Origin of the sequence: Bradyrhizobium sp. CCBAU 11357 (assembly GCF_028128865.1) — a bacterium.
In the GTDB taxonomy this organism is placed as follows: Bacteria; Pseudomonadota; Alphaproteobacteria; order Rhizobiales; family Xanthobacteraceae; genus Bradyrhizobium.
Genome location: NZ_LBJW01000057.1, coordinates 1 through 5,091, shown reverse-complemented (window position 1 = coordinate 5,091; position 5,091 = coordinate 1). Strand labels below are relative to the sequence as shown.

Annotated in this window: 2 protein-coding genes and 1 pseudogene; 2 read left to right on the top strand and 1 reads right to left on the bottom strand. The window is 56.0% G+C overall.

Annotation, left to right across the window (positions count from 1 at the left end):
* Window positions 1-2,097: 2,097 nt before the first annotated feature.
* Window positions 2,098-2,382, bottom strand: a complete 285-nt coding sequence (locus XI05_RS39705; RefSeq protein ID WP_442869246.1) for a recombinase family protein — start codon at window positions 2,380-2,382, stop codon at window positions 2,098-2,100.
* 132 nt (window positions 2,383-2,514) lie between these two features.
* On the opposite strand from XI05_RS39705, the gene XI05_RS09165 reads away from it, so the two are divergent.
* Together XI05_RS09165 and XI05_RS09160 are read left to right on the top strand one after the other, a co-directional pair.
* Window positions 2,515-2,958: a hypothetical protein gene (locus XI05_RS09165; RefSeq protein WP_271500781.1), complete on the top strand. Its 444-nt coding sequence runs from the start codon at window positions 2,515-2,517 to the stop codon at window positions 2,956-2,958.
* A gap of 1,523 nt (window positions 2,959-4,481) precedes the next feature.
* Window positions 4,482-5,026 (top strand): annotated as a pseudogene (locus XI05_RS09160) (transposase); the annotation flags it as partial.
* Between the last annotated feature and the right edge of the window lie 65 nt (window positions 5,027-5,091).

The following is a 5,091-nucleotide window of genomic DNA, read 5'->3' as shown; positions in this document are numbered from 1 at the left end:
GCACCATTCTTCGTGAACTCCGGGGATGGTGAGCACGCGCCCCTCTCGCCATGCTCGCTGCAGCCTTGAACTGCAAAACTGACCGCCCTCGCTTCCCGTGGGTGAAGTCCAGCCCACAGGATGCCGCCGAGTTGTATCGGCGAAAAGTCTCCCCGGCACCTACCTGGATTGGTTGGGCCGCCTGGGCCTCAAGGCTGACGTCGAAGCTGCCCGCGTCGCGCATTCTATTTCTTCGACTGCGTTATGTAGTCCCGGTGAAGGACGGTTGACCATATCACGGCGATCAGCATTTTTATGGCTGCTCGTTCCGCTTCGAAGCCGAGCAACTTCGCAAGATGGAACGCAGTTGCTGAAACGTCGAGGAATGATCGCGCGCCCAAAGTCCTCTGAAGGTCTCATCAACGCCGAGTATCGCAACAACCACATGCTTCTCGAACGAAAAAACGAGGGTGTGCAGCTCAGCCGTCGATGCTCCGGTCTGCCGTGTTCGGCCTGCCCGCTTTACGACACGCATGTCGTGAACCCAACCTGTGCGTGCGGTCGCCGACATGCTGAAAAGCAGGCATACGAGCGCTTTCACATCAACGAACGAGCGTCGCGCTTTTCAACCAGCAGCTTGATGAGTTTTGTGGTGGCACGCTTACTGCTGCAAATATGGCGAGGCCCAAATGGCCTGGGATCGATACACGATCAAGGGCAAATTGCCTTCGTTATAGCTCGAAAGGAGTGAAAGATGTCGAGCTTTCTGATCAAGTACGCGAGCGACCCAAACTTCGTGCTCGGAGTGGAGTTGGGAAATTTCCGGCAACACAGGCCTTATTCTCGCCGCGCTAAACGAGCGGTTCTGCATCGACAACCATGGGGGTGTGAAGAAAGACGGCAACACAATTCAGCTATATCCGAAACACGGCGGAGACAATCAGCAGTAGCAACTTGTAGCCCTATCTGACCTTAAGGTTACTCTGGAATCAGCGGCGGGTGCGTAAACTTGTCTCAATTGAAGAGGTGGCTGTCGCGTGCGGCGGCGCTTGCTGCGCACGTCGGCAGTTCGTTACAAGTGACGCGAGGAGTAGCCCAGCAGCAGAAAGGCGCGGTATTTGTCCCCAACGACGCAGCGCCACCTTTTCACGTACAGCAGCACGCAATTAAGGACGTAGCCAACCTACTCTAGGCGCGATCACAGCTTCGAGAAAGGCCGAGGCCCTTCCCATTTTCTTTTCTTGTTCGGAGTTCCTGGCGCCCAACTCGATGGCGGTGATTCTGAAGCGAGATCGCCCGCTCGCACAGCAGAATTAGCGTCTCACGCGCGCTAAATGGCTGGCGCCCTACAAGCTTTGGCAGGCGCCGCAACTGTTTCAAAAGCGAAGTCGCACCCGAACGACTCGAAGAGCTTGGACGCATATGTGTCGATCGCGGCAGACCGTGCCGCGTCTGGCGCGCTCCGCCTCTCACCCGTTCTTCAGTGCTCGGTCAATGATCATCCGAACGCGTCGGACTGCGAGGAGTCCAAGCCTCGTTTGGACCGTACCGGACTTTACCTTGTTGGCGAACGAGAATGAGTAATTCCAGCGGTCGATGCTTTCGCGTTCGAGGGTGTAAGAGACGCCGCGGTGAAAACCGCTAAAGCTGGTTGATAAAGTTGCGTCAGGCATGCGCAGAGCCGAAAATACAATCGAGCGAGAAATCGCCGCACAATACTCAGTAAACGTGCTCACGCCGAGCTCAGCCTCGGCTTGTCTGCATTAGGGCCTCAGAGGCGGGGCCATCGTCTTGATGTGCTCGTGCCCGTTGTGCGCGGGCCACACCATCGACCCTGCGGCCGTTTTCTTCGACATAGAACTCTCATTCGTCGCTTTCGATATACGCCGCCGACACTTCTAACCCTCTCGTGGGGATTCGTCCTGTCGGTCTTGTTGATGCAACGAATGCGTGCGAGTCTGGCCACTCTGGTCTCTCCCACATACATCCATACGGCCTGAGTGACCAGTTTAGACGTCGGCTGTGGTTTAACTGCCCACCATTACTGGTAGGTGCTCGGCTTTCGTTCTCAGCGATACAACTTAGCGTCGTTCGCTTGTGGCAGGCTGACCACCGGAGCTAGTGGCGCGTGGCAGCACGCGATGATTTCGAGAGCTGCGCCTTTTCGATCTGAGCGAGCATCTCACCGAACTGTGGGCGGCCAGGTTCTTTGGCGCTGAACGAATCTTCGTAAACCCCAACAACTTCGCTGTCAGAGTTGTCGCCGAATGTTCGCTTCAACGTCGTCAACTGCGATTCGATTGACGCGACCTGCCGAGCGGGGCTTGCAGCACCCTTCTTGGGAAGGGACCTTTCATAGACTTGCGCTCGGACGGAACGACCGGCGCCAAAACTCGTCGCCAAAGAAGTCCTCGAACAAGCGATCCACCTCGTTGCGCAATGCCTCGAACGGACGCCATGCTTCCTGGAACGAAGAGAAGTCAACCGTGTATAACATTCACTCTGAAATCACCCGGATGATGTAGGCTCTCGGCCATGGCAAACAGCATGATCGTCCCACAAAGAGTTCGCTGGGGTCCTGTTGATGGACGCCCGGCAGGCATCCGCGTATTAGATGAGGACGAGGCTGAGGTAGACTTCATAGCTTGGTCTGTCTTGGAGCGCGAACTCAACCAGAGACTCATGCCGCAACTGTTCTCCTACCCACCAGCCTTTAGGTTTGAGATGCGCGATCACCACGGCAAAACGGATTGGCTCGTGCAGCTTGTCAATGATCAGGGCGATCGGTTTTGCGATGTGTGGTTTGGTGTCAATCCTGGCGACGGCTGGGCCTTTGATGGATCAGTGCAATTTGGAGACCCCGATGCCGATCCGCTCGTTTGGCAAAGTTACCAACGCTACTCGGATGGCACCTATCGACGGCTGCCTTCATTTGCGTCCAGCCTCGATCAGTTCAAGCAAGCGACTAAGGGGTCATGACAATCAGTCCCATGCTATACTTCCGATATGACGAAGAAGGAGTCCGATTTCGACAAGCTTGCCCGACTTATCAAAGAAGAGGGTGAGGATATTCGGGCAGAGATTCGTAACGAGATAAGGAGATTGACCACGCACTCGAGAGAATCGCGGCGATAGAAAAACATCTCGGAATTGGCAAGAAGTTGCTTGCCTAGGCCCGATCCTCATCAAAGCCGCTCGTACTTCCGGCTCGCTCGGCTGAGCGTCGATAAGATCCTGGCAACACTGAAGCGTCAATGAATGCGAGGGGATATATCCAGCGTGGCATAATCCCAGTCTATGAATCATGAGCGGCCTCGAGACGATACCGGCATGCACCCTCTGGCCACAGGGTCTCACCCGACCGCATCGAAGGACTTCGACGCATATACAAGGAGGTCTCGGGAGAAGAGGTCACGAGAGCGGAGGCGAGTGAAATGGCACATCGTCTCCTCGCGCTCTATCGTCTCTCTTTCCCAACCTTTGCTCAGCGAACACCAGAAGCTTCCTCCTTCGCCCCCCCCCATGTCCGGCTCGAAGCCGAAGAACTCTGATATTGTGCAAAATGTGCTGGCCGTCTTCGGTTTGCGGGTCACGCAGCATTTCTTGTGCCTACTGGGCACCTTTACCTTGCGAAGTTCGAACGTCCTCGTTCAACTCCCATCCTGGAGTCTTCTAAACTGCTCTGGCTCGAAGTGTCACCGAAAGTTTGATGTTGTGCTCAACGCAGCGGTTGTATAGTTGATTCGACCTATTCTGGGAGCACTAAATCGACCGCGCCTCAACGGGGCAATCGCAGTTCGGGAAATTCGCTTCGACAAGGTAGAACTCGTTCTAAGATAACATCCGTATCCGTGCGACCCCAGCGTGAGGTAGTAGTTCGCGTTGTCGTGCCTCTTATAGACGATCCTTCTCCGGTAAGCTTACGTGATTGGCTTCTTCGCTCGAGGCCCGAGATGCTCGCCGTATTCAAGAGATAGTTGAGTTTTCGCTCGTCGGGGATCTCGACTCTCGTCTGTACCTTTTTGATCAGAGCTTCACAGCGATGTGAGTTTATAAAGTTCTGAATATTTTTCAGAATAGAGCCCGGCTGGAAATAGTGTTTGTGCATCAAACCACTGAGCACTCCCGCCAGCGGTTGGGGATCGTTTGTCCCTGTTGGTCGTGCGTGAACGGCTCCCTCAAGTGAGGCAATCTCATTGTAGATTAGGAACACATGGCCCGATCGCTGCTCCATCATCTCAGCGAGTTGGCGCATAAACGTCGATGAGTAGCGACCACGAACCATTTGAAGATCAAGCCAACCTCGAACCTCTTCCTCGTACTCCGCCCTGCCCAAGCTATATGTCCTATATTGCCAATATCGAATCCAAGTAACAAACCAATCCACGTGGTCCCACAGATTGCGGAGCTATGGCGGAATCTGGGTGATGACGGTGTGAGGAAGGCGGCGTATCGAGGCGGGTGACGAGCCTGCCAGAACCTCTTGAGGAGAGCGATACGCCATGACCGAGACTACCAATGTTCTTGCTTTCCGTCAGCCGTCCGCGGTGATGATCCACTGACCGATATCGTTCGAGCCGGCGCGCGGGACCTGCTTGCTAGGGCGATCGAGATCGAGGTTGGCGCGTTTTTGGCCAGCACGGCCAATCTGACGCTGCCCGACGGTCGGGCGCGCCTGGTCCGACATGGGCACGATCCGGTGCGCGAGATTGCGACCGGCATCGGTCCGGTGGAGGTCGCTCGTCCCAAGGTCCGCGACCGCGGAGCGAGCGCGCCAGGCGACTGCCTCCGCTTCAGTTCGGCAATCCTGCCGCTATCGGCGCGGCGGACGAAGAGCCTGGATGCCTTGATTCCGGTCCTCTATTTGCGCGGCATCTCGACCGGCGACTTCCAGGAGGCGCTCTCGGCGCTGCTCGGCAAGGAAGCGCCGAACCTGTCGCCTTCGGTGATCGCCGGCCTGAAGGCCGATTGGCAGGTCGAGTACGAACGCTGGCAGAGACGCGATCTGTCGGCGCGTCGCTATGTCTACATCTGGGCCGATGGCGTGTGATAACGTACAGAGTCTTTCGCACTTTCAGGATTGACGGCTTCTTCTAGAATGAAGGAGCTTTG

Excerpts from the sequence above, each read along its gene's own strand:
- XI05_RS09165 (WP_271500781.1), top strand. The coding sequence starts at position 2,515 with ATGGCAAACAGCATGATCGTCCCACAAAGAGTTCGCTGGGGTCCTGTT.